Below are 24,775 nucleotides of genomic sequence, written 5' to 3'. Positions count from 1 at the left end.
CGCGGCCGGCGCCCGCTTGTCGATCCTGCAACGCGCCTCGCCAGACAAAAGCGGGTCGGTCTTTTGGGGAACCTCGGGGCTTGCCAACGGTTAGGAAGATGCACCGCATTGCTTGAATCCAAGGGGACCGCCGAGGCCCTGAGATATGAGCCGGCCGAAGTGCCGTTGAGCAGCTTGGGCGATTGCAGCGGAAGCCCTAGGAGGAGCAGAAAGATGCTCGATCTCTCCCATGCCCGCAACCAAATGGTCGATATCCACCTGAGCCGCCGTGGCATTCGCGACCGCAATGTCCTTCAGGCGATGCGCGAGGTCCCGCGCGAGGCTTTCGTCGAGCCTGGTTTCGAAGAATTCGCCTATGAGGACGGGCCGCTGCCGATCGCCGAAGGTCAGACGATATCGCAGCCCTATATCGTTGCATTCATGATCGAAATGGCGGAGATCGGAGCCGGTGACCACGTCCTCGAGGTCGGCACCGGATCAGGCTATGCGGCTGCCGTGATTAGCCGGATCGTCGAACGCGTCTACACGATCGAGCGCCACGCCGTGTTGGCTGAAACGGCAAGGCAGCGGTTCAAGAAGCTTGGCTACGACAATATCGAAGTCCGCACCGGCGACGGCACCAAGGGCTGGCCCGAGGCGGCACCCTTCGATGCGATCCTGGTTGCGGCCGCCGGACCCGGCGCACCTCTCGCTCTGCAGGAACAGCTCGACGTCGCCGGCCGGCTTGTCATCCCGGTCGGCGATGAATTCGACTCGCAGCGCCTGCTCAAGGTCACCCGTACCGGCGCCGCAACCTACACCGAGGAGGATTTCGGCGGCGTGCGGTTTGTTCCGCTGATCGGCGAGCAAGGCTGGGGCGAGCCAGGCAGCGACAGCCAGATAGCGGCCGAGCTTCCGCACCGGCATCAGAGCAGGAGCAGCCTGCCGCAGATGATCGCGGCCGCCGCCGAGCCGCTTCCGGATTTCGACGATCCGGCCTTCGGTGCGCTGTTCGACCGGTTTGCCGACCGCCGCGTCGTCTTGCTCGGCGAAGCCAGCCACGGCACGTCGGAGTTCTACCGTGCGCGCGCCGCGATCACTCGCAGGCTGATCGGGAAGCATGGCTTCACCATCGTCGCGGTCGAGGCCGACTGGCCCGATGCCGCGGCGATCGACCGTTACGTCCGCCATCGGCCGCCGCGGCCGGGCGCCGCGCCGCCGTTCCAGCGCTTTCCCACCTGGATGTGGCGCAACACCGACGTCGCGGCGTTCGTCGACTGGATGCGAGTGCGTAATGAGCGGATCAGCAAATCCTCCCGGCGGGCCGGATTCTATGGCCTGGACATCTACAATATGGGCGGATCGATTGCGGCGGTCCTGCAATATCTCGACCGGGTCGATCCGCAGGCGGCGAGGATCGCGCGCGAACGCTATGGCTGCCTGACGCCGTGGCAGAACGACCCGGCCACCTATGGCCGTGTCGCACTCACTTCCGGTTACCAGAAATGCGAGAAGGCCGTGCTCGAGCAATGCCGGGAACTGCTTTCCAGAGAGCTCGACTATGCGCAGCAGGACGGTATCGATTTCCTCGACGCCACCCAGAACGCCCGCCTGGTCGCCTCCGCCGAGCGTTATTACCGCACCATGTATTATGGCGGCGCGCAGTCCTGGAACCTGCGCGACACCCACATGTTCGAAACGCTGGAGCACCTGCTGCAGGCCCGCGGCCCGAATGCCAAGGCGGTGGTGTGGGCACATAATTCCCATATCGGCGATGCCCGCTATACCGAAATGGGGATCGTCAGGGACGAACTGAATATCGGCCAGCTCTGCCGCCAGCGTTTTGGCGACGAGGTTGCCTTGATCGGGCTCAGTACGCATTCCGGGACGGTGGCCGCCGCCACCGACTGGGACGGCGACATGGAAGTGAAACCGGTTCGGCCTTCCCACAACGACAGCTATGAGCGGCTTTGCCACGACAGCGGCGTCTCGCCTTTCCTGCTCGATTTCGAGCGCGACGACACGCTGCGCGAACGGCTTCTGGAGCGCCGGCTGGAACGCTTTATCGGCGTCATCTACCGGCCCGAAACCGAGCTCCACAGCCATTATGCGGACGCCTCGCTCGCCCGCCAGTTCGATGCTTTCGTCTGGTTCGATGACACCAGTGCCGTGACGCCGCTTGGGCCGGAACATGCGGGGACAGGCCTTCCCGAGACCTATCCTTTCGGGCTGTAGCGAATTTGGACCCTGGGAAAGCGGAAAATCAAAAGAAGGAGGTCACCGATGGCCGGAAAAAAGACTCATGAGCAGCAATTGCGCATCATCGAAGAGCGCGAGAACACGAAAAACGCCGGCAAGGATTTCGACGCGGAAGCGGATTTGAAAAAGACCAGGCAAGAGCGCGAGGCGTTCCGGCGCGGTGCCGAGCTCAGATCGGACCCGAAGGATATTGCCGATCCCGACGATCGCAACATCATCCGCGGCGAGCACCAGGAAAGCGCCCACAACAAGCATCGCGCCGACCGCTGAACGGCCGGATCGCTTGACGTTAAGACAATACGGCTCCGGCTCCGTTCCCTGATCTGACGGATGCAGCGTTCGTGGCCGCAAAATTGGCGGACGAGGGCGCCGTCTTGATCCCTGGGGCTATTCGGCAAAAAATGTCGCGGCGACAGCAATTGAGACGAGGCTCAGTATCGCCAGGCCTGCCCTGGCGACATGCGAAGCCGCCCAGACGTTGCGCAAATCTCTCCAGTCGCCGGTCTGCTTTCGAGAGAACATTGAAAAGAACGTCGCGGCGGATTTCGGCAGGGCAGTGTCTTGCACCCAGAAATTATTGACGGGGTGCGTGACCAACCAATAGGTCGCGTGCTCCGCCAGCAACGAGACAAACGCCGCCAAGGTCCACCAGAATCGGGCGCTTGGATAGGGCGTCAGGTAAAGCAGGACGGCGAGTGCAATGATGCCGCCGATCTCGGCGAACCCGCCGATCGTGAAGCCGGGATAGTAGATCGCCTGCACTGATCTGTAGGTGGCCTCCTTGAGGCGCAACTTGCCGGGCAATTCCAGAGCGTGCGCGAGCGAGAGCGCCATCGAGACGGCGACCAACAGAAGCGTGGCGATCGTCAATGCGCGCATGTTCCTGCTCCCGACCATGCCCTCGTGGTGCGCGCGTAGATAGGGTGGTTGGTGATCCGGTAAAGGCAACGACACCCGACTTCGCCGGCAAGTCCGGTTCGGTCATTCCCCGATCTGGCTGGTCGACCGTTCGTGGACTGTGGCGCCGGTCTGCGCGTCGACCGCGACCATGCTGACCTCGTAGCCCCAGAGCTTGCGGATATGCCGCAGTGTGGCGTCGCGGCTGCCGCCTTCCAGCACTATGCCGTCCTTGACCTTATGCTGCAGGCGCAGATGCCGGTCGCCGAGCAGGTCCACGTCCACCACCTGGATGTCCGGCCGGCTGGCGCCGATATCGTAGCTGTGGGCGAGTGCGGCGCGGATGCTCTCGTAGCCGCGCTCATTGTGTATCGAGGTGACTTCGTAGTGCGGATCGTTGGCCGCATCGGCAAGCACAAAGAACCGCCATTTCCGGATCAGGGTAGGGCTCAGATACTGGCGGATGAAGGACTCGTCGCGATGGTTGGCCCAGGCGTCCAGCAGGGTCTGGCGCCAGTCGCCATTGCCGGCGATATCGGGAAACCAGTCGCGGTCCTCGGCGGTCGGCGCGGTCGAGATGCGCTGGATGTCCTGCATCATGTCGAGGCCCAGCGCGTAAGGGTTGATACCGGAAAAGCGCGGATCGTCGAAGCCCGGCTGGAAGATCACGTTCGAATGGTTGCGCAGGATCTCCAGCATGGCACCTTCGCCGATCAGGCCGCGGTCGAACAAAAGGTTCATCAGCGTGTAATGCACGAAGGTGGCGCAGCCCTCGTTCATCACCTGCGTTTGGCGCTGCGGATAGAAATACTGCGCGATGACGCGGACAATCCGGATGACCTCACGCTGCCAGGGTTCCAGGATCAGGCTGTTCTTCTCCAGGAAATAAAGCAGGTTTTCCTCGGGCAGCTTGAGCGATTTCTTGCGTTCCGCCATGATGTCCGTCTCGCGGGGCTTGGCGCCGTCCTTCGAAGGCGGCAGCGTGCGCCATAGGTCATTGTAGGAACGCTCCTCGTATTCCAGGCGCTCGCGAACGCCCTCGCGCTGCTTTTCCGACGACAGCTTCGGCGGCCGGTGATATCTGAACACGCCCTGCTCCATCAGCGCATGTGCGGCATCGAGGATCTCTTCCACCGCATCGACGCCATGCCGCTCCTCACAGCGGGCAATGTAACCCTTGGCAAAGTCGAGATAGCTGAGGATGGCGCTGGCGTCCGTCCACTGCTGGAACAGATAATTGTTCTTGAAGAAATGGTTATGGCCGAGTGCCGCGTGCGCCGTCACCAGGGCCTGCAAGGCCATGGTGTTTTCTTCCATCAGATAGACGATGCAGGGATTGGAATTGATGACGAGTTCATAGGCGAGCCCCCGTCCGCCTTTGCGATAGAGCAATTCCTGGTAGAGGTAGTGCTTGCCGAACGACCAGTGCCGGTACATCAGCGGCATGCCGACCGAGGAATAGGCGTCGAGCATCTGTTCGGACGAGATTATCTCCATCTGTACCGGATAGACATCGAGGTGGAGCTCTTCGGTGGCGATCGCCTCGATGGTCTCGTAGGCGCGCGACAGCGTCCTGAAATCCCAGTCGGAACCGGAAAACAACAACCCGGATCTGCTCGCCATCAGCCCCCTCTTTCACCGCTCTTTTGATAACCCGGCTGTCTGGCGAAGAGCTGGCGGAAAACCGGGTAGATGTCGGCCGCCGTGGCGATGCGGCTCATCTGGAAGTTCGACCACCTCAGCTTGACCGCACTGTAGGCACGCCACAGCGACGTGCCGTTGTCGGTGGCGCCGAAGATGTGGCTCTCGCGCTCGTCGAGGATCTCGACGTAGGCAAAATACTGGCAAAGCCGCATGATCTGTTCGTCGAGCAGGGTGATGCAGCGCTCCGAATCGGTGACGAAATTGTCGCCGTCCGAGGCCTGGGCGACATAGATGTTCCATTCGCGGCTGGGATAGCGCTGCTCGACGATGCGGTGCATCTCCTCGAGCGCCGTGGAAACCACCGTGCCGCCGCTCTGGGTGTTGTAGAAAAAGGTCTCCTCGTCCACCTCCTGCGCCTCGTGCGTGTGGCGGATGAAGACCACCTCGGTCCGGTCGTAGCGCCGTTTCAGGAACAGGTGCAGCAGCACGAAGAAGCGCTTGGCCAGATCCTTCTCGCGTTCGCCCATCGAGCCGGACACGTCCATCAGGCAGAACATCACCGCATTGGCATTCGGCACCGGCTGGGCGTCGAAGCGGTTGAAGCGGATGTCGACCGGGTCGACATAGGCGATTCGCTTGCGGCGGCGCTCCAGTCGCTCAAGCTCTTCCTGCAGCGCCACGATGCGCTGGCGCATCTCGGCGTTCTGCGGCTTCGCCTCCAGCGACGTGATCTCCTGCGCGATTGCGTCGAGTTCCTCCTGCTTGGGGCGCCGGAGTGCTATACGGCGGCCATGGCTGTTGCGCATCGTGCGCCCGACATTGATGTTGGTCGGCGAGCCGGTCGCGGCGAAGCCGGCCCGGCGCGGCTTGAAAGCGAGGATCTCCTTGAGGTTGAGCTTGACCATGTCCGGCAGTTCGAGGTCTTCGAAAAAGAGGTCGAGAACCTCTTCGCGCGACAGCACGAAACGGAAATCGTCCTCCGATTCGGTTCTTCCCGGGGCTGATCCCATGCCGCCGCCCTGGCCGGGCTTGGGCAGCCGGTCGCCTGGGGTGAAATGCTTGTTGCCGGGCAGGACGTGCTGGCGGCTGCCGCTGTTCCTGGCATCGTTGAAGCTCGGCTCGCCGGTACCCCGCACCGGCATCGAAACGGCATGCTCGGCGTCCACGTCGGCGATCTTGCCGGCGCGGATCTGATCGCGGATGGTGCGCTTCAACTCTTCGCGCGCCCGCCGCAGGAAACGCTGCCGATTGCCGAGGCTTTTGTCCTTCGGGTTCAGTCGGCGATCAATGAAGATCGGCATATGTTACCCCGGGCTGGCTTCAACCCGCCTTGTTCACCCGCATGTACCAGTCCACCAGCCGGCGGACCTGGCGCTCGGTGTAGCCGCGCTGGATCATCCGCTGCACGAATTCGGTATGCCGCTTCTCCGTCACGCTGTCCTGCTTGGAGCCGAAGCTGATCACTGGCAGCAGGTCCTCGACCTGCCCGAACATCCGCTTCTCGATGACTTCGCGCAGCTTCTCATAGCTTGTCCATGACGGGTTGCGGCCATGGTTTCTGGCCCGCGCGCGCAGCGTGAACTTCACCACTTCGTTGCGGAAGTCCTTGGGATTGGCGATTCCGGCCGGCTTTTCGACCTGCGACAATTCGTTGTCCAAGACCTCGCGATTGAGGATCTGGCCGGTATCGGTATCCTTGTAGTCCTGATCCTCGATCCAGGCATCGGCGTAGGCGATATAGCGGTCGAACAGGTTCTGGCCGTATTCGCTGTAGGATTCCAGATAGGCCTTCTGGATCTCGTGGCCGATGAACTCGGCATAACGGGTGGCCAGCTCCGACTTTATGAAATCGAGATAGTCCGCCTCGGTCTCCTTCGGGAACTGCTCGCGCTTGATCGCCTCTTCAAGGATGTACATCAGATGCACCGGATCGGCCGCCACCTCTTCGGTGTCGTAATTGAAGGTCTGCGACAGGATCTTGAAGGCGAAGCGGGTGCTGACGCCGGTCATGCCTTCGTCGACGCCGGCGGCGTTTCGGTATTCCTGGACCGACTTCGCCTTGGGATCGGTTTCTTTGAGGTTCTCGCCGTCATAGACGCGCATCTTGGTGTAGAGCGGCGAATTGTCGTGTTCGGCCAGGCGGGTCGAGACGGTGAACCGGCTGAGGATATCGAGCACTTCCGGAGCGCAGGGGCTGTTAGCCAATTCGCTTTCGCGCAACAGCTTCTCATAGATCTGCCGCTCTTCGGTGACGCGCAGGCAATACGGCACCTTGACCACCAGGATGCGGTCGAGGAACGCCTCGTTGTTCTTGTTGTTCTTGAACTGCAGCCATTCCGATTCGTTGGAATGGGCAACGATGATGCCCTGATAGGGGAAAGCGCCGAAATTCTCGGTGCCGTTGTAGCTGCCTTCCTGGGTGGCGGTCAGCAGCGGATGCAGCACCTTGATTGGCGCCTTGAACATCTCGACGAATTCGAGCAGCCCTTGCGTCGTCCGGTTCAGCCCGCCGCTATAGGAGTAGGCGTCCGGATCGGACTGGCTGAAGTTTTCCAGCTGCCTGATGTCGACCTTGCCGACCAGGGCCGAAACGTCCTGGTTGTTCTCGTCGCCCGGCTCGGTCTTGGCAATGCCGATCTGGCGCAGCCTGGACGGCATCAGCTTGACGACGCTGAATTTGGAGATGTCGCCGGACAATTCGTCGAGGCGCTTGGCCGCCCAGGGCGAGATCAGGCCGTTCAGCCGCCGTCGGGCGATGCCGTATTTGTCCTCCAAAAGGTCGCCCATGCGGTCGGGGTCGAACAGCCCGAGCGGCGATTCGAAGACCGGGCTGACCTGGCCGCCGACCTTCAGCGTATAGATCGGACGCTGCTCCATCAGCCTTTTCAGCTGCTCCGCAAGCGAGGACTTGCCCCCGCCGACCGGGCCAAGCAGATAGAGGATCTGCTTGCGTTCCTCGAGCCCTTGCGAGGCATAGCGGAAATAACCGGCGATACGCTCGATCGTATCCTCCATGCCGTAAAAGTCGGCGAAGGTTGGATAGATCTTGATCGTCCGGTTCGAAAAAATACGGCCGAGCCGCTCGTCCTTGCTGGTATCGACAAAGGTCGGCTCGCCGATCGCCTCGACCATCCGTTCGGGTGCCGAGGCGTACATCGACTTGTCCTCGCGGCAGGCAAGCAGATATTGCTGGAGGCTTATCTCCTCCTGAGCCGCATTCTTGTAAACCTCGGAAAACAGATCGAAGACGTCGGATTGATTCTCACGCATGGTATTCCTAGCCCCGGAGCCGGTGTGGCTGCACGTTTGTCTCTTGAACAACCAAATGTCAGAAAGCCCTTGTGGTTCCCTTCACTTCGCAGAGAGTGCATGTGATCGAAGGATAAGAGTCTAGATAAGGACATCCTGAGTGCAGACAAGGCGTGCAACGTCCTGACCGAGGCATAAAATCCTGAATTGCACCGCGCCCCGCTGACGACTCCCAACAAGACGGAGGAACGGTTCGGGTCCTTCCCGGTTGTGAAGGAAAGGAGACGGTCGATGTCTGGGAATAGTTTGTGGTTGCTCGTTGTTGCAGGCGGTCCACTGCTGCTGGCAATCCTGATCGCCTACGCCCTGCTCACGCAGCGCCGTCGCGGCCCGGCGGAGCGCAGGGAAAGCGAGCGCGCCACCGAGCGCCTGTATCAGGAAAAGAAGGACTGACCGACAGGATCGCAGCTCAGCTGCCGGCGGCCGCCAGCCCGGTCGCTTTTTCGGCGCGCAGCAGCATGCCAAACAGGTCACGCGGCTCATCGGGATCGGCCAGAAGGTCTAGTTCCTCGTAAAGGCCGGTCCGCTGAAGCTGATCGCGAACGTAACGCAACGCGGAAAAATCCTCGATCGCAAAGCCGACGGAATCAAACAATGTGATCTGTCGGGCGTCCGTCCGGCCTGCTGCCTTTCCTGTCATCACCTGCCACAATTCGGTGACCGGATGATCCGCATCGAGCTGCTGGCTCTCGCCTTCGATGCGCGTCTGCGGCGGATATTCGACGAAAATATCCGAGCGCAGCAGAATGTCGCGATGCAGCTCGGTCTTGCCCGGGCAATCGCCGCCTACCGCATTGATGTGCACGCCGGATCCCACCATGTTGTCGGTCAGGATTGTTGCCGACCGCTTGTCGGCGGTAACCGTGGTGATGATCTCTGCACCCTCAACGGCCTCCTGCGCCGACGCGCAGAGCTTGATGTCGAAGCCCAGGCCGGCAAGGTTCTTCATGCATTTGGTCGAGGCCGCCGGGTCGATATCGTAGAGGCGCAGCCTGTCGACGCCAAGCAGCGCCTTGAAGGCGATCGCCTGAAATTCCGATTGCGCGCCATTGCCGATGATCGCCATGCACCTGGCGGCCTCTGGAGCGAGGTATTTCGCCGCGACGGCCGAGCTTGCGGCGGTTCTGAGCGCCGTCAGGATGGTCATTTCCGAAAGCAGCATCGGATAGCCGTTGCCGACATCGGCAAGCACGCCGAAAGCGGTCACGGTCTGGCGGCCGTCACGCGTGTTCTTCGGATGCCCGTTGACGTATTTGAAGCCGTAAAGCTGCCCGTCGCTGGTCGGCATCAGCTCGATGACGCCGTCAATGCTGTGCGAGGCGACGCGCGGCGTCTTGTCGAACAGCTCCCAGCGCCTGAAATCCTCTTCGATATAGGCGGCAAGCTCGACCAGAAAGCGCTCGATGCCGATGGCAAGCACCAGCTTCATCATGCGGTCGACGCTGACGAACGGGACGATGTTCAAATTGGCGGTCATGGCTCAGAACCCCCTCGTCGGGCGGTCCATGATCCGCCGGCCCATCAGGCTTGCGGTCAGGTCAACCAAAAGCGTGGCGGTGCGGCCGCGCTCGTCAAGAAATGGGTTGAGCTCGACCAGGTCGAGACTGGTGACGAGGCCGCTGTCATGCAGCATTTCCATCGCCAGATGCGCCTCGCGGAAGGTGGCGCCGCCGGGAACGGTGGTGCCCACCGCCGGGGCGATCGACGGGTCGAGAAAATCGACGTCGAGGCTGACATGGAGCATGCCATTGGCGGCGCTCACCCGTTCGAGAAAGGCGCGAAGCAGTTGCGCTATGCCGTGCTCGTCGATCGAACGCATGTCGTGGACCGTCACGCCGGCTCTGCGCAATGCATCCCGTTCCGCCAGGTCCACGCTGCGGATCCCCAGCGCGCATATGCAAGCCGGCTCCACCTGTGCTGCAAGGCGGGGGAAATAGCCCTCGAAGCCGGGCTGCCCGCTGGCATAGGCCAGCGGCACGCCATGCAGATTGCCGCTGGTCGTCGTGTCGAGCGTATGAAAATCGGGGTGGGCGTCGAGCCACAGCACGAAGAGCGGCCGACCGGCATTCGCCGCGCGGCGGGCTATGCCGGCGAGCGTGCCGGCCGAAATGCTGTGGTCGCCGCCGAGAAAGATCGGCATCGCATCGGCGCTTGCGGCATAGGCAGTTTCGCTGATCGCTGCCGTCCAGGCGGCGATTTCCGGCAGCGCCTTCACCGCCGCGTTGCCGTGTACGACAGGGCGCATATCGGCAGGGACAATCGTTCCGAGGTCGGTCAGCGTATGGCCAAGCTCGGTCAGCGCGCCGGCCAGACCGGCCGTGCGAAGCGCGCTCGGCCCCATCTCGCAGCCCATGCGGCCGGAGCCGGCCTGGATCGGCGCCCCAACGATCGTGCAATGCATTCTCATAACCCACCAAATTACGATGCCCTTTAGTGAAGCCCGCATCGCTGGCAGAATGAACATGTCAAATTGGCAAATTTGTCGAAGTGCCTTACCATAGCGGCAGCATCTACTTCCGTTGTGAGCAAACATGGACCGTCTCGATGAGCAGATCATCACCTCTTTGCGGCACGACGCCCGGCGCAGCATTTCCGACCTTGCCGTTAGCCTGGGTGTCTCCCGGGCAACGGTAAGGTCCCGGATCGAGCGACTTGAAAGAGACGGCGTCATCGTCGGCTACACCGTCATTCTACGCGCCGACGCGGTCGATCAGCGGGTGCGTGGCATCATGATGATCGAGATCGAGGGCCATGCCGCCGATCGCGTCATCCGGGCGCTGGGCGGCTTCTCCGAGGTCTCGACCATCCACACCACCAATGGCCGGTGGGACCTGGTGATAGAACTCGGAACCCAGACGCTGAGCGAGTTCGATGCGGTGCTGAGACGTATCCGGCTGATTCCCGGAATTACCGGCAGCGAAACAAGCCTGCTCCTGGCAACGCCGCGCACCACCAAGGCGCGGCTGTGATCTTCGCCCTTGACCTCCAGCGGCAATGAAATCCCAAGCCAGGGAACCTTCAATTGCCGCCGCGGTTAGAGCAATTCCAGGAAAAGTGTGAAACGGTTTTCCGTTCGGAATTGCGTCAAAACAAGAGTGATCGGTTCAGCGTTTCCCCCGATGAACCGTTCTAGGCTCGGACAGCCCTTCTTCGAGGGAGAACAATCATGGCTCACGCCCAGCAGGAACTGGTCGAATTCGTTATCAGCAAAGCGTTCAATCCGGTCATGCGGGCCAAACCAGACGGAAAATCCGATGCCGAACGCAAGACGCTCGAGCACGTCCAGCAAGCCACGAAGACCGAGATCGAGCGCTATCGCCATTACGGCTCGGCCGAGGAGGTCGCGACCAATTTCAAGCGCGACCTGAGCTCAGATGCCGCCAAAAAGTTGCACGCCCAGCTGCGGCGCCTGCATCTGCCGACGATCGAGGATATTCGCGACGAATTTGAGGACAAAGCCCGCAAGCTTGGGGTCAAGGCCTCGTCGTAGATCCGCGACCGGTCCTCGGTGACGTCCGTCAGGCTGTCATCACAAACCGTCCTTGGTCGGAGGCCACCCTGACCGAACCGTCTCGGGGATGTTGTCCGACGTCAGATCGCCCCGATTGAGCTTTTCAATCGCTTCATCGGCTTCGCTTTCGTCGAGACCGGAAAGCGGCAACCCGCCGACCACGACGGCTTCGTCGCTCTCGCTGTCATAGACCTCCCAGAGGCCTTCTGAATCCAGTCGTTTGTCGAACGGCATGGCACTCCCCAACACCGCTATTGTACGCCTGCCACCCATTTCAGGGCCTGGGCTTTTTCGTCCTCCGGGAACACCCGCGCCTCGATTTGCGGAAACAGCGCGTCCGTCATTTCCGTAGCTGCCTTGATCCATTGCTTGTCGGAAATCACGGCGGCACGTTTGAAGCGGTGGAGCTCGCCAAGTTTGCTCAGCCCATACTGCAGGTCGCGCCGCAAGGCGCCAGCCGTCATGTCCTCGAAATCAGTAAGATCGGTCAGGACGCCGATGTCCTTATGGTCGCTCAGTTTCGCTTCGATTGCCGGGATGACTCTGTCGTAGTCGTCCGCCGTCACAGTGCCGGTGACACGAAAGGCGGCGACGTTCTGGGGAGCGGAAATCATCTCGATCATTTTTTCCTCCGGTTTCTGACTGGCTGGCTGCCTGAAACAAACTCGGGCCATTCGTGGATGTTCCCTGCCAAGGCGTGTTTCACTTCGACCTAAAATGACAATCGGCCGGCCTCCCCGACCGGCCCTCGGATCGCCTGGGTGACGACGGTATAACGCGTGATTTGACCCTCCTCGGGGTCCTCCCCGTGGAAATGGATCGCTGCGTTCAGCGGCAGGTGGGCAGTGCTGCCAAACTGCTTGACGGCGGAGACATGCACGATCTGCACGTCGGGGTCGCGCTTCATGGCGTCCATCGCCGCAAGTTCGGCGCTGCTGCTGCCGCCGATCCGCCAGCTGGCTTCCAGCACTCCCGATCGCCAGATGCCCGAGGAATCGACACCTTGGCCGATGTCGTAGTTGCGCCGTGAGGCAAAGAATCCGGGATAGCCATCCATCGCGGCGTCGTAGATCCTCGCCTGCGCCACAGCCAAACTTAGCGCCGGAGAAAGCCGCAGCCCGTCCAGCGCCTCCCATCCGCCGCGCACGACGACCAGATCGGATCCGCCGTAAACGGGCTGTCCGGCATTGTCGGCCGTCATTCGCTGCACGCCGTAATAGGCGACCGATGTTCCGTCGATCGCCGTTCTGCCAATGCTCAGCGTGACGATGTCGCGAAGCTCCGTTTCGAGAACAAGGCCGTATTCCCTCAGGTCGGAGGATGGATATCGTTCCAGCAGCCTTTCGATGTCGGCAACGGTCGCGGCGGTGTGCTGGTCGCGGCCCCGCGATGCGCGCGGTGGCTTGAACCGGACCAGCCCCACCTGCAGCAGACGTTCCGCTGCGCGCAGCGCGTCATCGCGTGAAAATGCGGTATAGCCGGGCAGTACGGCAGCGCCGACGGCTCTGCCGAAGCCGGCTGGCCATTCTTTTGGCCGTGCCGCCGACCCGTCCACCAGCTCGTGGGTTATGGCCTTGGTGGTTGCGAGGCGCCAGGGCACCACACCGCCGAAGAGGTCCTCCGGCCCGTTTATGCCCAGTTGGAGCGCATCGACGGCAAGCAGGCTGTCGTCCGGCACGAAATACAGTCGGCGACCGTCACCGCCGCCGTCACGCAGGCCCTCGCGGAAGGCAAAGCCCTTCAACGCCGCAATCGTGCGCGCAACGGCAGCGACGGTTTCCCGCTCGTGGGTATAGATCGTCTCGCCGCCCGGCACGGAGAATGCGACCACAACACCTTTCGCCCCGCTTGGTTGCTTACCGCTTAGCCCGGTCATGTCGCGCCCTTCGTCCATTGCCGAGCCCATTGCCGTTTCCGCGGCGATGCGTCCGAACCGAAAAACCCGCTTCCTCGGCGAATGTTCCGGCCAACGGCCGGCAATCCGGTTTGACCGAGGTTTGACCGGGGCGGCGACCGGAACATCGGCGGCTCGTAGCTGTTTATGAGGGAATCTCAGACAGGGAGATGGAGACCATGGCTTTCACTCTCAAAAGCTCTGCCTTTGCCGATGGCGACAAAATACCGCCGCGCTATTCCCGCGACGGCGGCAACGTCTCGCCACCATTGGAGTGGACGGACGCCCCGCAAGGAACCAAAAGCTTCGTCCTGGCCGTCGAGGACCCCGACGCCCCTTCAGGCACGTTCCGTCATTGGGCGGTCTACAACATCGACGCACAGCGCAACTTTCTTCCCGAAGGCACGATCGCCGGCGCCAAGACCGAGAGCCTCGGACACGGCGTCAACGATTTCGGCAATCCTCATTATGACGGCCCCCAGCCGCCGCCTGGGCATGGGCTCCACCATTACCATTTCCGGCTTCTTGCACTCGACGCCGAGACGCTTCATCTCGGCGAGAAGGCTGCCGTCGAAGACGTGCTGAAACAGGCCGAGCCGCACGTCGTGGGAGAGGCCGAGCTCGTCGGCACGTTCGAACGGGCTTGAGGACGCCACGCCACCCCGTCGCCTGGTTCGGCACAAACGGAGAAGCATGATGGACAACAAATCAAACCCTGTCGACCAACCCATATCCGGCAAGAAAGCCAGCGGCAGCGACAAGGCCGAGGCACCGAAGGAAGCAGGCGATCAGGCACGGAAAGCCCAGGAGTGGGGCGGCGGCTCAAAGGCCTCGAAAGGCGCGATATCGCCGAAGGATCGCAAAAATCAAAACTCCAGCCAGCGCAGCTGATACCGGTCCGTCATCCGGCAATGCGTCTGAAGCGGCGGGCAAGGCCGGGCTGGAGGCACTGCGCTGCGCCTCACATCGCTAGCGGTTCATGTTCATGGTCGCATTCATCGGCATCAAATTGTGGTCGAGATTGGCCATGATCCAGATCGAGCCGCCGATCACCAGAACTACGATCAGCACGCCGAAGGCAAGCGCCAGGGCGTTGTTGGTGTTGTCCGGTCCCGTCGTGATGTGCAGGAAGAAGACGAGATGGACGCCCATCTGGGCGATCGCCAGCACGACCAGCGCCACCGGAATGCCGGGTGCCCATATCAGGTTGGTTCCGGGCAACCAGAACGAGGCGATGGTCAGCAGCGTTGCCAGCCCGAGGCCGATCACATAGCCGCGTAGCCCGGATCCGACCTCGGTGTCGCCGAGGTATTCGTCACCCGGCGCCGTATCGATGTCGTAGCGCTCCAGCCCATCGGTGTCGCGCCGTTGCGCGTGGCGATCGTCCGCATTGCTCATCGACTTGCTCCCAGGAGATAGACCACCGTGAACAGGGCGACCCAGATGATGTCGAGGGCGTGCCAGAACAGGCTGAAGCACATGAAACGCCGAAGAATATCGTCGCGGAATCCCTTGGCGAAGATCTGCGCCATCATCGTGAGCAGCCACAGCAGCCCCGCCGTGACGTGAAGGCCATGGCATCCAACCAGCGTGAAGAACGCCGACAGGAAAGCGCTGCGCGTCGGTCCGGCACCGCTGGCAACCATATGCGCGAACTCGCGCAACTCGAGCAGGATGAAGCTGGCGCCGAGCACGAAGGTGACAGTCATCGCGACATAGAACCAGGAGCTTCGCCGCGCTGTCACGGCAAGGCTGGCGAGACCGCAGGTAAAGCTCGACAACAGCAAAGCGGCCGTCTCGATCGCGACGTTGCGCAGGTCGAACAGCTCGGCCCCGCTCGGCCCGCCCGCCGTCTTGCCCGCCAGCACGGCATAGGCCGCGAAGAAGGCCGAGAACATCACGATGTCGCTCAGAAGGAAGATCCAGAAGCCGTAGCCCACGACGATCCGGATCGGAGCCGGGCCGCCGTCGCCGTGGCCGGGTGCATGGCCGTGCCCGCCATGGAGGCGGTAGGGGTCACGCTCTCGAACGTCGATCGCGGTCATGGCCTTGGCCCCGTGTAAGTGGCCAGCGCCTCGCGGCGCGCACTTCGGTTGGCGCGGTCGATCCGGGCGACTTCGGCGGCAGGAATGACGTATTCGGGGATGTCGCGCCACGCGAATACGACGAAGGTGGCCAAAGCACCGAGCGCGCCGAGCGCCACCATCCACCAGATGTGCCAGATGAGAGCAAAGCCCATCACGGTCGCAAAGAAGGCGCAGATGAACCCGGTGGGACTGTTGCGGGGCATCTCGATCGGCTCGTAGTCAGGTTCGTCGCGCAGCCGGTTTTGCTCGCGTGCCCGCTGCTTGATGCTCCAGTAGGGCTCTTCGCCCTCGACATGCGGAAGCGCGGCGAAGTTGAAGACCGGCGGCGGCGAGGGCGTGGCCCATTCCAGCGAGCGGCCGTCCCAGGGATCTCCGGTGGCGTCGCGAAGCGCCGCGCGCTGCCGGATGCTGACGACGAGCTGTACGATCTGCGCGACCACGCCGGCGGTGGTGATCAACATGCCGACGCCGGCAACCAGCACCCACGGATGCCATGCCGGCACGTCGAAATGCTGCATGCGGCGGGTCATGCCGAGCAGGCCGACAGCGTAGAGCGGTACGAAGGTGGCGTAGAACCCGATCAGCGTCAGCCAGAAGGCCAGCTTGCCCCAGCCCTCGTGCAGCCGGAAGCCGAATGCCTTGGGAAACCAGTAGGTATATCCCGCGAAGGCGCCGAACAGCACGCCGCCGATGATGACGTTGTGGAAATGCGCCACCAGGAACAGGCTGTTGTGGAGCAGGAAATCGGCCGGTGGCACCGCCAGCAACACACCCGTCATGCCGCCGATGACGAATGTCACCATAAAGCCCAGCGACCACAGCATTGGCGTCGCGAAGCGGATGCGGCCGCCATACATGGTGAACATCCAGTTATAGATCTTCACGCCGGTACCGACAGCGATGATGCTGGTGGCGACGCCGAACGCGGCGTTGACGTCGGCGCCGGCGCCCATCGTGAAGAAGTGGTGCAGCCACACCATGAAGGAGACGATGCAGATGAAGAGCGTCGCGGCCACCATCGAGCGGTAGCCGAACAGCGGCTTGCTGGAGAAGGTGGAGATGACCTCCGAGAAGATGCCGAACGCCGGCAGGACGAGGATGTAGACCTCGGGATGGCCCCAGGCCCAGATCAGGTTCACGAACATCAGCATGTTGCCGCCAGCTTCATTGGTGAAGAAATGAAAGCCGAAATAGCGGTCGAGCGTCAGCATCGCGAGCGTGGCGGTGAGGATCGGGAAGGCGGCGACGATGAGCAGGCTGGCGGCAAGTGAGGTCCAGCAGAACATCGACATCCTGAGGTAACTCATGCCGGGCGACCGCATCTTCAGGATCGTGGTGACGAAATTGATCCCGGTGAGCAGCGTTCCGACGCCCGCTATCTGCACGGCCCACAGATAATAGTCGACGCCGACGCCCGGCGAATAGGCGGTCTCGCTGAGCGGCGGATAGGGCAGCCATCCGGTACGCGCGAATTCACCGATCACCAGCGAGATGTTGACCAGCAGCGCACCGGTGGCGGTGAGCCAGAAACTCACCGAGTTGAGCGTCGGAAAGGCAACGTCTCGGACGCCGAGCTGCAGCGGCACGACCAGGTTCATCAGGCCGATGACGAACGGCATCGCCCCGAAAAAGATCATGATGGTGCCGTGGGCGGAAAAGACCTGGTTGAAGTGGTCGGGCGGCAGATAGCCGGGCGCCTGGAAGGCGAGGGCCTGCTGCGACCGCATCATGACGGCGTCGCTGAAGCCGCGCAGCAGCATCAGCAGCGCCAGCAGCGTGTACATGACGCCAATCCGCTTGTGATCGACGCTGGTGATCCATTCGCGCCAGAGATAGGGGAAATGGCCGGCCAGGAAGACCCAGGCCAGCACGCCGAGGATTGCCAGGGCGACGACCGCCGAGGCGATCATCGGCAGAGGCTGATCGAACGGAATGACGTCCCAGCTCAATTTTCCGAGCATTGTCAGCCTCCTGCCTTGGGCGATACGCTCGGCCCGGGGCGACCGGCCTGGGGGCCGGGCGCGGGTGGAACGCCCTGCGTCGCGATTTCGTGGAAAAGGTCCGGCTCGACCGAGCGATAGGTCGAAGGCGGCACGTCGATGCTCTGTCTGGCCAGTTCCTGGTAGCTGGCCTTGTCGAGTGCCTGTCCCTGGCTTCGCGCCGAATTGACGAACGCCTCGAAGGCATCGGCCGCGACGGCATGCAGCACGAATTGCATGCCTGGAAAACCGTCACCGCTGAAATGGGCCGACCGCCCATAGAATTCGCCCGGCTGATCCGCCTGCAGGTGAAGCTGCGTCGTCATGCCGTTCATCGTGTAGATCATGCCGCCGAGCTGAGGCACGAAGAACGCATTCATGACGCTTGCCGAGGTGAGCGAGAAATGCACCGGCCTGCCCGCCGGCACCACGAGCTGGTTGATGCTCGCGACATTCTGCTCGGGGTAGATGAACAGCCATTTCCAGTCGAGCGAGACGACCTGCACCTCGAACGGCCTTTGCTGGGAATCCAACGGCTTCATTGGGTCGAGGTCATGCGACCCGATCCAGATGATGCCGCTCAGAAACAGGATGACGAGGATGGGGATCGACCAGACTACCAGTTCGATGCGTCCGGAATAGGCCCATTCCGGCAGGTACCGCGCTCTTGTGTTGGTTTCCCGGAACCACCAGGCAAAGCCGAGCGTCGCCACGATCGTCGGGATGACGATGGCCAGCATGATAGCGACCGAATTGAGCAGGATCGTCCGCTGCGCCGCCCCCACCGGCCCTTGCGGATCGAGCACGCCGCCCTGGCAGCCGGCAAGCAGCGCGGCAACAAGCATCGTCGCGCCGACGCGGCCAACACGGATGGCGGCACAATTTCGAACGATCGCCCTCAGCAACATGACATCTCGCCGTTTCCTGAAAACCGATGGAACGTTGCAGGCAGCGTGGCTGCCAACCCCCGAATGTTCGCGCCGGTGTGCTCCTGGCGACAGTTTCTTCACGCACGGGGCTCCGGCTGGCAGAACCACACGCGGCGGACGTCATCGTTAAGCGGTCAACCTGTCGAGAACCCTCCAAATCCTAAAAACCAGCGGCAAATCCCAAGCAACCAGAGCCAAATCCTAAGAAATCAGAAACAGTGCCCAGATCGAAGTTATCGCCAGAAACGTGGCGAATGCCAAGGCGGTAAACCGGTTCATGGCCCCGCCCAAGGTTGGTCCATTTAGTCCGCTCCCTGCGACGTGGCTGCTGATTCCAGTGCTGCTGCTCCAGATGGCTGCGCCAACCGAACGAATGTTCGTCGCGAAAGTTCCCAAAAAGCCAGATCCATCGCAGCCTTTGGTTGCAGGCCGGCGGCAACGCGATGCGCACCAAGGATGGTTGGGCGGCTTTCTCGCCAAACGGAAGCGAGGACTGCCTTTGCGTATGTAAAAACTACTTGTCTAGGTAAAAATAGTTGCTACTAATCGGCTGGGCGGGCGCACGGCCGCCTCTGGGAGGAATTTCGGCATGACAAGGCTGCGCGGCCTCGCGTGGGATCACCGACGCTGCTGGGGTCCGCTCGACGCCAGCATCGGGCCGTATTGTGCCGCCAATCCCGGTCTTGAGATCGAATGGGACCGCCGCAGCCTCTACGAATTCGGCGAGGGCGCGCTTGGTCCGGTGCTCGGCGCCTATGATCTTGTCGTGTTCGACCATCCGTTCATCGGCGATATTGCCGAAGGCGGGCTGATGGTGCCGTTCGATTTGTCGGCCGAGCAGCGCCACGGCTTCGAACGGGATTCGGTCGGCGCATCCTGGCAATCCTACGCAAGGGACGGGCTTCAATGGGCGTTGCCGATCGATGCTGCCTGTCAGGTTGCCTCGTATCGCCCCGATCTCCTGGAGCGCTACGGACCGCTGCCGCGCAGCCATGACGAGGTGCTGGAGCTCGGCCGGCGCGCCTTGAAGGACGGCAAATGGCTTGGGCTGCCGTTGGTGCCGACTGACGCCATGTGCCTGCTTTTGACGCTGGGTGAGCCCCGGGAAGACGGCGACGAGTTCATCGCCGGGGAAAAAATCGAGCGGGCCGTCGGGCAATTGCGCCAGCTTGCGGCGCTGTCGCATCCGAACTCGCCGAAATGGAACCCGATCCGTTGCTACGATCACATGATCGCGCATGACGACGTGGTCTACGTGCCGTTCGCCTTCGGCTACATGAACTACGCCTCTAAGGCCGACAGGCCGTATCTGCGCTTCGCCGACGTGCCGACGCCGCGATCCGCCGGCGCCTTGCTCGGCGGCGCCGGCATCGGCGTCAGCGCCCAATCGAAACACAAGCAGGCAGCCATCGATTACGCGCTATTTCTGTGCTCGCCCGGCTATCAGCGCGGCGACTATGTGAAATCCGGCGGACAGCCGGGGTCGCTGGCGGCGTGGCAGGATACCGAGGTCAACGCGCTCTCGGGCGGCTTCTTCGCCTCGACGCTGGCGACGATCGAAGCCTCTTATCTGCGCCCGACCCATCCGGGCTTCATCAGCTTCTTCCGCCAATGCGCCCCTCATGCCGTGGCGGCGATCGCCGGCGAATTGCAGGCGGCCGAGCTCGCGGATCGGCTGAACCGGCTCTATCGCGAGACCAGGCATGGCCAGCCGCAACGGAGCGTCGCGTAATGGCCGCCGATATTGCCCAGATCGTCGACGAAGGCGAAAGCGGCCGCAACGGCTATCGGGTGCCGGCGGTGGAGAAGGCGCTCGACATACTGGAATTCATGGCTGCCAGCGGCGAGCCGCTGACCCAGACCGAGATCGCCACCGGAATGGGGCGCTCCATTCACGAGATCTACCGCATCCTGCTGCTGCTGGAGAAGCGCGGCTACATTTTCCGGACGCAATCGGACCGCTTCCGGCTGTCGCTGAAGCTGTTCGAACTGGCGCATATGCATCCGCCGGTGAACCGCCTGGTCGAATGCGCGCTGCCGGTGATGCGCGGCCTCGCCGCCAATGCCGACCAGAGCTGCCATCTGGTCGTGCGCGAAGGCGAGAGCGCACTGGTCGTGCTGCAGATCGATTCGCCTTTGCCGATGCGTTATTCGGTTGCCCTTGGCTCGCATTTCCCGATCCTCGAAACGAGCTCCGGCGCGGTGCTGCTGGCGCATTCGAGCCGCGCCGAGCGCGACCGCATCGTCGAACGGATCGTCGCTGCAGGCGAAGGCCAAGGCAGCCGGGCGGAAATCGAAGCGCGGCTGAACGAAGTCGCAAGGCTCGGCTATGAAATGCGCGCCTCGCTGGCTGTCGAGGGCTGCACCAACATTTCGATGCCGGTGCGCGACCATACCGGCGCCGTCATTGCCGCGCTCACCGTCCCCTTCCTGCCGCAAAAGGCCGCCCGCTTCGATCGCAGCACCGTGTTCGAGCGGACGAAGGCGGCGGCCGAGGCGATATCGTCGGCGCTGGGCGCGGGCGAAGCTGCCGCCTCTTCACGTGCCGACCCGGAACGGCGGGACTATCCGTTCAGCAACTGACAAGAAATACAGGGAGAAGAAACATGAACTGGTCCAAATCGATGCTGTTTGCCTCGGCGGCGGTGCTTGCTCTGAGCGCCGCCGCGGCACACGCCGAAAACATGCCGAAGCGCATCGGCTACGTCACCAACTACGCCACGCATGAGTGGTATCAGAACGTCATCAAGGGCATGCAGTCCCGCGCCAAGGAACTCGGTATCGAGCTCGAGGTGCAGGACGCCAATCTGGACGTTGCCAAGGAGGTCTCCGCCGCCGAAGATTTCATGGCCAAGGGCGTCGACGTCCTGATCATCACGCCCGTCAACGAGGAAGGCGTCGTGCCGCTGCTGCGCCAGGCGAAATCCAACAACGTTCCGGTCGTGCTCGAAGGCAATCCGGTCAAGGGCATGACCACAATGGTCGCGATCTGCGACTACGACACCGGCTACACCGCCGGCGTCGAAGCCGGCAAATACGCCAAGGAAAAGCTCGAAGCCAAAGCCAAGGTGATGAATGTCGGCCTGCCGCTGCTGTCCGCCACCGTGCTGCGGTCGCAGGGTTTCATGGATGGCCTCAAGACCATCATCCCCGACGCGGTCATGGTCCACGACCTCGACGGCGGCGGCAATCCCGATCGCGCGCTCGAAGTCTCTTCGGCGGCTCTTGCCAAGAACGCCGACATCAACATCATCTACGGCATCAACGATTCCTCTTCGCTCGGCGGCCTTCAGGCCTGGAAAGCGGCCGGCAAGTCGCAGGACGGCCTCTTGACTGTCGGCACCGGCGGCGAAGGCCTCGCCTTCATCAATGCGATGCAGAACGAGCCGTCCTACCGCATCGAGGCCGCGATGTTCCCGGAAAAGGAAGGCTACACCGCCATCGATGCAGCGGTTAAGCTCTTCAATGGCGAAGAGGTGCCGGAACACATCGTCAGCCCGACCGCGCCGATGAACGGCGACGACTGGAAGAAGTTCTACGACTACGATGGCACCACACGCAAAATCAAATGGGATGCCGTCAATGCGCTTCAGCCACCGGAAAAATGCATGAAAACTTCCGCCGATCTGAAGAAGTAAGGATTCCGGGTAGCCCTTCCCGCACGGCGGGAAGGGCGGCGGATCGGATATGCCGAACGGCAAAACAGGGCAACCGTCCTGTTTTGGCCGGCAGTTTCCAGATGGCGACGGCACCGATACGGGCCCGGAAATGAAATGGACATGAGCGAGCTTACGCAATCCTCTGCGCCAAGGCGTTTCATCGGCGGCCAGCTGCTGGGCAGCAGCCAGCTGGTGCTCGGCGTGATCCTGGCCGTGCTCTGCATCGCCATCTCGATTGCCGCGCCGCAATTCTATTCCGAGGCCAACATCATCGCCATCCTGCGCCAATGCGCGCTGGTGCTGATCGTTGCCTCCGGCATGACGATGCTGATCATCACTGCGGAAGTCGACCTGTCGGTCGGTGCATCGCTGGCTTTTGTCGGCTGCATCGGCATGGCCGTGCTCAATTCAACGCACAGCCTGACGCTCGGGCTTCTGGTGGCGCTCGCCTTTTCAGGCGCGGTCGGCCTTTTCAACGGCCTCGTCGTCACCAGCCTCAAGGTGAACTCGCTGATCGCCACCATCGGCACCATGATGATGCTGCAGGGCGGCGTTTACCTGTTCACCCGCGAGGCGGTGCAGAACCACCACCGGCTTGCCGGCTTCACCGATCTCGGCGCTGGCTATATCGGCGCGATCCCGCTGCCCGTGGTCGTTGCCGCGGTGATTTTCGCGCTGGCCGCGGCAACGCTGCGCTTCACCACGCTCGGCCGTTATCTCTACGCTGTCGGCGCCAACGAGCGCGCGGTTCGTCTCTCCGGCGTGCGCTCGCAACGGCTGAAACTGTTCGCCTTCGTCGTCACCGGCCTGTGCGTCGGCGTCGCCGGCATGATCCTGTCGTCGCTGATGAATGCCGGCCAGCCGACCGCTGGCCGCGGCTTCGAGCTGACGGTGATTGCCGCCGTCATCCTCGGCGGCACCAGCCTGCTTGGCGGCCGCGGCTCGCTGCTTGGCACGTTGCTGGGCGTGCTGGTGCTGAAGGTCATCGACAACGGCATCATCATCCTCGGCTGGAACCAGGACCTGCAGATGGTGGTGCCCGGCATCGTCATCATCCTGGCGACCTATCTCGACATCGTGCGGAACAGAGCCAATGTCGGTTGATTTCCTTCACCCCGGCGAAACCGTGGCTGTCGACAAAAGCGTGCCGGCGCTGGAGATGCGCGGCATCGGCAAGCGTTTTCCCGGCGTGATGGCGCTGGACAATGTCGATCTGACCTTGGAACCCGGCAAAATCCATGCCCTGATGGGCGAGAACGGCGCCGGCAAGTCGACGCTGATCAAGATCATGGCCGGGGTCTACGGCAAGGATGCCGGCACCATCCGCCTGCGCGGCCGCGAGGCCGACATCAAGTCGCCGCGCGATAGCCTGAAAGAGGGCATCAAGGTGGTGTTCCAGGAGATCGCGCTGATCGCCGAATTCAGCGTCGCCGAAAACATCTTCCTCGAAGGCTATCCGACCGGCAAAGGCGGCTCGATCGACTGGAAGAAGATCCGTGCCGATGCGGCCGCTCTGTTCAAGCGTATCGGCTTCAACGTCGACCCGGCGGCGCGCACGGGATCGCTGCCGGTCAGCCAGCAGCAGATGGTCGAGATCGCCCGCGCACTCGCCCATGAGGCCCGCGTCGTGGTGATGGACGAGCCGACCTCCTCGCTGACGCCTAACGAGGTCTCGCTGCTGTTCACCGTCATCCGCCGGCTGGCCGCGCTGGGCATCGCGGTGCTCTATGTCAGCCACAAGCTCGACGAGGTCTTCGAGATCGCCGACACCGTGACCGTGCTGCGCGACGGCCGCCACGTCTCGACCAGGCCGATCGGCCAACATACCAACGACACGCTGATCCAGGACATGATCGGCCGGCGCATCGAAAACCTGTTCCCGCGCAAGCGCGGCGCGCCGGGCAGCAAGGTCGCGCTTTCCGTTGAAGGGCTCAGCACCGCCAAGAAGCTGAAGGATGTGTCGTTCGAGGCGCATGCCGGCGAGGTCCTCGGCTTCTTCGGCTTGATGGGAGCGGGCCGAACCGAGCTCGCCAAGGCCATCGTCGGCTACGACCCGATCACGTCCGGCGCCATTTCGGTCGATGGCAGCCGGCTGCTGCCGCACGAAACGCACACCGGCGTCCGGCTCGGCATCGGCCTGCTCACCGAGGACCGCAAGAGCGAGGGGCTGATGGGCGAGTTGCCGGTCTACCAGAATGCCAGCCTCGCCTCACTCGGCGCCTTCGCCAGAATGGGCTTCGTCGACAAGGTCAGCGAACGCAAGGCGGTGCAGGACTATGTCGACCGTTTCCGCATCCGGACGCCCAGCCTGTTCCAGCAGGTCAAGAACCTGTCCGGCGGCAATCAGCAGAAAGTGCTGATCTCGCGCTGGCTGATGCGAGGCCTGAAGGTGATCGTCGTCGACGAGCCGACCCGCGGCATCGACGTCGGCGCCAAGTCGGAGATTTTTGCGCTCATCGACCGGCTCGCCGGCGAAGGCCTGGCGGTCGTCATGATGACGTCCGAAATGCCCGAGCTGCTGGGGCTTGCCGACCGCATCGCGGTGATGTGCGAAGGCCGCCTCACCGCGATCATGCCTCGCGACGAGGCCACGCAGGAGAACATCCTCAATGCGGCAATCGGCTAAGA

Annotated in this window: 25 protein-coding genes; 12 read left to right on the top strand and 13 right to left on the bottom strand. The window is 62.6% G+C overall.

Annotated elements, in window-relative coordinates:
- Nucleotides 1-213 precede the first annotated feature (213 nt).
- Nucleotides 214-2,214 (top strand): protein-L-isoaspartate(D-aspartate) O-methyltransferase, encoded by a 2,001-nt coding sequence (locus NKH90_RS25125; RefSeq protein WP_352821606.1) that lies wholly within the window; start codon nt 214-216, stop codon nt 2,212-2,214.
- Nucleotides 2,215-2,262: 48 nt separating this feature from the next.
- Nucleotides 2,263-2,508, top strand: coding sequence for a hypothetical protein (locus NKH90_RS25120; protein ID WP_023720508.1), 246 nt, complete (start codon nt 2,263-2,265; stop codon nt 2,506-2,508).
- A 117-nt stretch (nt 2,509-2,625) separates the two neighbouring features.
- On the opposite strand, the gene NKH90_RS25115 is transcribed toward NKH90_RS25120, so the two are convergent.
- The 4 genes from NKH90_RS25115 to NKH90_RS25100 form a co-directional block, all read right to left on the bottom strand.
- The gene (locus tag NKH90_RS25115) at nt 2,626-3,117 is read right to left on the bottom strand and encodes a DUF1772 domain-containing protein (RefSeq protein ID WP_352821603.1); all 492 of its coding nucleotides are present in this window, start codon (nt 3,115-3,117) and stop codon (nt 2,626-2,628) included.
- Between the two features lie 102 nt (nt 3,118-3,219).
- Nucleotides 3,220-4,758 carry a SpoVR family protein gene (locus NKH90_RS25110; RefSeq protein WP_352769301.1) on the bottom strand — a complete coding sequence of 513 codons (1,539 nt, stop codon included), beginning with the start codon at nt 4,756-4,758 and terminating at the stop codon, nt 3,220-3,222.
- On the bottom strand, nt 4,758-6,080 hold the full coding sequence (locus NKH90_RS25105) for a YeaH/YhbH family protein (RefSeq protein WP_352814062.1): 1,323 nt from the start codon (nt 6,078-6,080) through the stop codon (nt 4,758-4,760). Before NKH90_RS25105 ends, NKH90_RS25110 begins: the two co-directional genes overlap by 1 nt.
- A gap of 19 nt (nt 6,081-6,099) precedes the next feature.
- Nucleotides 6,100-8,049, bottom strand: coding sequence for a PrkA family serine protein kinase (locus NKH90_RS25100; protein WP_352449545.1), 1,950 nt, complete (start codon nt 8,047-8,049; stop codon nt 6,100-6,102).
- 270 nt (nt 8,050-8,319) lie between these two features.
- On the opposite strand from NKH90_RS25100, the gene NKH90_RS25095 reads away from it, so the two are divergent.
- On the top strand, nt 8,320-8,481 hold the full coding sequence (locus tag NKH90_RS25095) for a hypothetical protein (protein ID WP_292655465.1): 162 nt from the start codon (nt 8,320-8,322) through the stop codon (nt 8,479-8,481).
- Nucleotides 8,482-8,497: 16 nt separating this feature from the next.
- On the opposite strand, the gene ocd is transcribed toward NKH90_RS25095, so the two are convergent.
- Nucleotides 8,498-9,565 (bottom strand): ornithine cyclodeaminase, encoded by a 1,068-nt coding sequence (ocd, locus tag NKH90_RS25090; protein ID WP_352614278.1) that lies wholly within the window; start codon nt 9,563-9,565, stop codon nt 8,498-8,500.
- 3 nt (nt 9,566-9,568) lie between these two features.
- The gene (rocF, locus tag NKH90_RS25085; protein ID WP_352473047.1) at nt 9,569-10,489 is read right to left on the bottom strand and encodes an arginase; all 921 of its coding nucleotides are present in this window, start codon (nt 10,487-10,489) and stop codon (nt 9,569-9,571) included.
- Nucleotides 10,490-10,619: 130 nt separating this feature from the next.
- On the opposite strand from rocF, the gene NKH90_RS25080 reads away from it, so the two are divergent.
- Nucleotides 10,620-11,057, top strand: a complete 438-nt coding sequence (locus NKH90_RS25080) for an Lrp/AsnC family transcriptional regulator (protein WP_352449541.1) — start codon at nt 10,620-10,622, stop codon at nt 11,055-11,057.
- A 197-nt stretch (nt 11,058-11,254) separates the two neighbouring features.
- Nucleotides 11,255-11,578 carry a hypothetical protein gene (locus NKH90_RS25075; RefSeq protein ID WP_352539878.1) on the top strand — a complete coding sequence of 108 codons (324 nt, stop codon included), beginning with the start codon at nt 11,255-11,257 and terminating at the stop codon, nt 11,576-11,578.
- A 39-nt stretch (nt 11,579-11,617) separates the two neighbouring features.
- Here NKH90_RS25075 and NKH90_RS25070 read toward each other — a convergent pair whose 3' ends face one another.
- The 3 genes from NKH90_RS25070 to NKH90_RS25060 all read right to left on the bottom strand — a co-directional run bounded on the left by NKH90_RS25070 (nt 11,618) and on the right by NKH90_RS25060 (nt 13,505).
- Complete coding sequence (locus tag NKH90_RS25070) at nt 11,618-11,833, bottom strand: hypothetical protein (protein ID WP_352821600.1); 216 nt, start codon at nt 11,831-11,833, stop codon at nt 11,618-11,620.
- A gap of 17 nt (nt 11,834-11,850) precedes the next feature.
- Nucleotides 11,851-12,222, bottom strand: a complete 372-nt coding sequence (locus NKH90_RS25065) for a SpoIIAA family protein (RefSeq protein WP_023677052.1) — start codon at nt 12,220-12,222, stop codon at nt 11,851-11,853.
- 89 nt (nt 12,223-12,311) lie between these two features.
- A complete protein-coding gene (locus NKH90_RS25060; protein WP_352821597.1) occupies nt 12,312-13,505 on the bottom strand; it encodes a DUF3182 family protein in 1,194 nt (397 codons plus the stop codon).
- Between the two features lie 167 nt (nt 13,506-13,672).
- Between NKH90_RS25060 and NKH90_RS25055 the strand changes: the two genes are divergently transcribed.
- Both NKH90_RS25055 and NKH90_RS25050 read left to right on the top strand, forming a co-directional pair.
- On the top strand, nt 13,673-14,140 hold the full coding sequence (locus NKH90_RS25055) for a YbhB/YbcL family Raf kinase inhibitor-like protein (RefSeq protein WP_352821595.1): 468 nt from the start codon (nt 13,673-13,675) through the stop codon (nt 14,138-14,140).
- Between the two features lie 49 nt (nt 14,141-14,189).
- The gene (locus NKH90_RS25050; RefSeq protein WP_352769322.1) at nt 14,190-14,384 is read left to right on the top strand and encodes a hypothetical protein; all 195 of its coding nucleotides are present in this window, start codon (nt 14,190-14,192) and stop codon (nt 14,382-14,384) included.
- Between the two features lie 78 nt (nt 14,385-14,462).
- Here the strand turns inward: NKH90_RS25050 and cyoD are convergent, their stop codons facing one another.
- Genes cyoD through cyoA form a run of 4 tightly spaced genes read right to left on the bottom strand, consistent with a single transcriptional unit; the run spans nt 14,463 to nt 18,467 of the window.
- Complete coding sequence (gene cyoD, locus NKH90_RS25045) at nt 14,463-14,891, bottom strand: cytochrome o ubiquinol oxidase subunit IV (RefSeq protein ID WP_352769325.1); 429 nt, start codon at nt 14,889-14,891, stop codon at nt 14,463-14,465.
- Complete coding sequence (gene cyoC, locus NKH90_RS25040) at nt 14,888-15,538, bottom strand: cytochrome o ubiquinol oxidase subunit III (RefSeq protein ID WP_352615133.1); 651 nt, start codon at nt 15,536-15,538, stop codon at nt 14,888-14,890. Before cyoC ends, cyoD begins: the two co-directional genes overlap by 4 nt.
- Nucleotides 15,535-17,541, bottom strand: coding sequence for a cytochrome o ubiquinol oxidase subunit I (gene cyoB / locus NKH90_RS25035; RefSeq protein ID WP_352814056.1), 2,007 nt, complete (start codon nt 17,539-17,541; stop codon nt 15,535-15,537). The genes cyoC and cyoB overlap by 4 nt, the downstream gene beginning before the upstream one ends.
- A gap of 2 nt (nt 17,542-17,543) precedes the next feature.
- A complete protein-coding gene (gene cyoA / locus NKH90_RS25030) occupies nt 17,544-18,467 on the bottom strand; it encodes a ubiquinol oxidase subunit II (RefSeq protein ID WP_352539884.1) in 924 nt (307 codons plus the stop codon).
- A gap of 610 nt (nt 18,468-19,077) precedes the next feature.
- On the opposite strand from cyoA, the gene NKH90_RS25025 reads away from it, so the two are divergent.
- The 5 genes from NKH90_RS25025 (at nt 19,078) to NKH90_RS25005 (ending at nt 24,773) form a co-directional block, all read left to right on the top strand.
- A complete protein-coding gene (locus NKH90_RS25025) occupies nt 19,078-20,220 on the top strand; it encodes an extracellular solute-binding protein (RefSeq protein ID WP_352821591.1) in 1,143 nt (380 codons plus the stop codon).
- Nucleotides 20,220-21,071, top strand: a complete 852-nt coding sequence (locus tag NKH90_RS25020) for an IclR family transcriptional regulator (RefSeq protein ID WP_352615125.1) — start codon at nt 20,220-20,222, stop codon at nt 21,069-21,071. Before NKH90_RS25025 ends, NKH90_RS25020 begins: the two co-directional genes overlap by 1 nt.
- 23 nt (nt 21,072-21,094) lie before the next feature.
- On the top strand, nt 21,095-22,126 hold the full coding sequence (locus NKH90_RS25015) for a sugar ABC transporter substrate-binding protein (RefSeq protein ID WP_352473034.1): 1,032 nt from the start codon (nt 21,095-21,097) through the stop codon (nt 22,124-22,126).
- 141 nt (nt 22,127-22,267) lie between these two features.
- Nucleotides 22,268-23,251, top strand: a complete 984-nt coding sequence (locus NKH90_RS25010) for an ABC transporter permease (protein ID WP_352821588.1) — start codon at nt 22,268-22,270, stop codon at nt 23,249-23,251.
- A complete protein-coding gene (locus NKH90_RS25005; protein ID WP_352615123.1) occupies nt 23,241-24,773 on the top strand; it encodes a sugar ABC transporter ATP-binding protein in 1,533 nt (510 codons plus the stop codon). The genes NKH90_RS25010 and NKH90_RS25005 overlap by 11 nt, the downstream gene beginning before the upstream one ends.
- Nucleotides 24,774-24,775 lie beyond the last annotated feature (2 nt).

The organism is Mesorhizobium sp. M0898, assembly GCF_040319695.1.
In the GTDB taxonomy this organism is placed as follows: Bacteria; Pseudomonadota; Alphaproteobacteria; order Rhizobiales; family Rhizobiaceae; genus Mesorhizobium.
The sequence above is the reverse complement of the archived record's forward strand: the minus strand, read 5'-3'. Positions and strand labels throughout refer to the sequence as shown.

Coding starts and splice junctions, on each gene's coding strand:
- NKH90_RS25025 (WP_352821591.1), top strand. CDS start 19,078: ATGACAAGGCTGCGCGGCCTCGCGTGGGATCACCGACGCTGCTGGGGT.
- NKH90_RS25020 (WP_352615125.1), top strand. CDS start 20,220: ATGGCCGCCGATATTGCCCAGATCGTCGACGAAGGCGAAAGCGGCCGC.
- NKH90_RS25115 (WP_352821603.1), bottom strand. CDS start 3,117: ATGCGCGCATTGACGATCGCCACGCTTCTGTTGGTCGCCGTCTCGATG.
- cyoD (WP_352769325.1), bottom strand. CDS start 14,891: ATGAGCAATGCGGACGATCGCCACGCGCAACGGCGCGACACCGATGGG.
- NKH90_RS25125 (WP_352821606.1), top strand. CDS start 214: ATGCTCGATCTCTCCCATGCCCGCAACCAAATGGTCGATATCCACCTG.
- NKH90_RS25015 (WP_352473034.1), top strand. CDS start 21,095: ATGAACTGGTCCAAATCGATGCTGTTTGCCTCGGCGGCGGTGCTTGCT.
- rocF (WP_352473047.1), bottom strand. CDS start 10,489: ATGCATTGCACGATCGTTGGGGCGCCGATCCAGGCCGGCTCCGGCCGC.
- NKH90_RS25095 (WP_292655465.1), top strand. CDS start 8,320: ATGTCTGGGAATAGTTTGTGGTTGCTCGTTGTTGCAGGCGGTCCACTG.
- NKH90_RS25080 (WP_352449541.1), top strand. CDS start 10,620: ATGGACCGTCTCGATGAGCAGATCATCACCTCTTTGCGGCACGACGCC.
- cyoC (WP_352615133.1), bottom strand. CDS start 15,538: ATGACCGCGATCGACGTTCGAGAGCGTGACCCCTACCGCCTCCATGGC.
- NKH90_RS25100 (WP_352449545.1), bottom strand. CDS start 8,049: ATGCGTGAGAATCAATCCGACGTCTTCGATCTGTTTTCCGAGGTTTAC.
- cyoA (WP_352539884.1), bottom strand. CDS start 18,467: ATGTTGCTGAGGGCGATCGTTCGAAATTGTGCCGCCATCCGTGTTGGC.
- NKH90_RS25010 (WP_352821588.1), top strand. CDS start 22,268: ATGAGCGAGCTTACGCAATCCTCTGCGCCAAGGCGTTTCATCGGCGGC.
- NKH90_RS25055 (WP_352821595.1), top strand. CDS start 13,673: ATGGCTTTCACTCTCAAAAGCTCTGCCTTTGCCGATGGCGACAAAATA.
- NKH90_RS25065 (WP_023677052.1), bottom strand. CDS start 12,222: ATGATCGAGATGATTTCCGCTCCCCAGAACGTCGCCGCCTTTCGTGTC.
- cyoB (WP_352814056.1), bottom strand. CDS start 17,541: ATGCTCGGAAAATTGAGCTGGGACGTCATTCCGTTCGATCAGCCTCTG.
- NKH90_RS25050 (WP_352769322.1), top strand. CDS start 14,190: ATGGACAACAAATCAAACCCTGTCGACCAACCCATATCCGGCAAGAAA.
- NKH90_RS25110 (WP_352769301.1), bottom strand. CDS start 4,758: ATGGCGAGCAGATCCGGGTTGTTGTTTTCCGGTTCCGACTGGGATTTC.
- NKH90_RS25005 (WP_352615123.1), top strand. CDS start 23,241: ATGTCGGTTGATTTCCTTCACCCCGGCGAAACCGTGGCTGTCGACAAA.
- NKH90_RS25105 (WP_352814062.1), bottom strand. CDS start 6,080: ATGCCGATCTTCATTGATCGCCGACTGAACCCGAAGGACAAAAGCCTC.
- NKH90_RS25120 (WP_023720508.1), top strand. CDS start 2,263: ATGGCCGGAAAAAAGACTCATGAGCAGCAATTGCGCATCATCGAAGAG.
- NKH90_RS25075 (WP_352539878.1), top strand. CDS start 11,255: ATGGCTCACGCCCAGCAGGAACTGGTCGAATTCGTTATCAGCAAAGCG.
- NKH90_RS25070 (WP_352821600.1), bottom strand. CDS start 11,833: ATGCCGTTCGACAAACGACTGGATTCAGAAGGCCTCTGGGAGGTCTAT.
- NKH90_RS25060 (WP_352821597.1), bottom strand. CDS start 13,505: ATGGGCTCGGCAATGGACGAAGGGCGCGACATGACCGGGCTAAGCGGT.
- ocd (WP_352614278.1), bottom strand. CDS start 9,565: ATGACCGCCAATTTGAACATCGTCCCGTTCGTCAGCGTCGACCGCATG.